The sequence below is a fragment of the Desulfuromonas sp. TF genome, assembly GCF_000472285.1.
Classification (GTDB): Bacteria; Desulfobacterota; Desulfuromonadia; order Desulfuromonadales; family ATBO01; genus ATBO01.
In genome coordinates this window covers 295,734-296,519 of sequence record NZ_KI421424.1, presented here as the reverse complement: position 1 = coordinate 296,519, position 786 = coordinate 295,734, and the positions used below count along the sequence as shown (strand labels likewise).

At 66.0% G+C, this 786-nt stretch carries 1 pseudogene; it reads right to left on the bottom strand.

The annotated features are described in order from the left end of the window. Positions 1-786 (bottom strand): annotated as a pseudogene (locus tag DTF_RS24290) (pyruvate:ferredoxin (flavodoxin) oxidoreductase); the annotation flags it as partial.

Below are 786 nucleotides of genomic sequence, written 5' to 3'. Positions count from 1 at the left end.
GCGCCGACGGTGCCGTCGGAGCCGAGCCCGTAGAACATGGCGGCGTAGACGTTGCTGGGGATCTTGAAGCTCTCGTCGAACTCGAGGCTGCAGCCGGTGACGTCTTCTACGATGCCGACGACGAAGTGGTTTTTGGGCTTGTCCTTGGAGAGATTGTCCAGCACGGCCTTGGCCATGGCCGGGGAGAACTCCTTGGAGCCGAGGCCGAAGCGGCCGCCGACGATGGCCGGGTAGCGATCGAGCTGGATCAGGTCCTGCTCCATGGCCTCGCCGATGGCGGTGCGCACCTCGTGGTAGAGGGGCTCGCCGATGGAGCCGGGCTCCTTGGTGCGGTCGAGAACGGCGATCTTGCGGACCGTCTTGGGCAGGGCGCGGGCGAACTGCTCGATGGGGAAGGGCAGAAACAGCCGCACCTTGAGCAGGCCGACCTTCTCCCCTTTGGAGACGAGATAGTTGACGGTCTCCTCGGCGCAGTCGGCCCCGGAGCCCATCACCACCATGACGCGCTCGGCGTCGGGGGCGCCGACGTAGTCGACCAGGTTGTACTGCCGGCCGACTCTAGCGGCGAACTTGTCCATGGCGCCCTGGACGATGCCGGCGATCCTGGTGTAGTAGGGGTTGACAGACTCGCGTCCCTGGAAGTAGACGTCGGGGTTCTGGGCTGTGCCGCGCAGAACCGGATGATCGGGGGAGAGGGCGCGGCCCCTGTGGGCGCGCACCAGCTCGTCGTCGATCATGTGGCGCATGTCGTCGAAGCTGAGCTCCTCGACCTTCTGCACTTCGTGC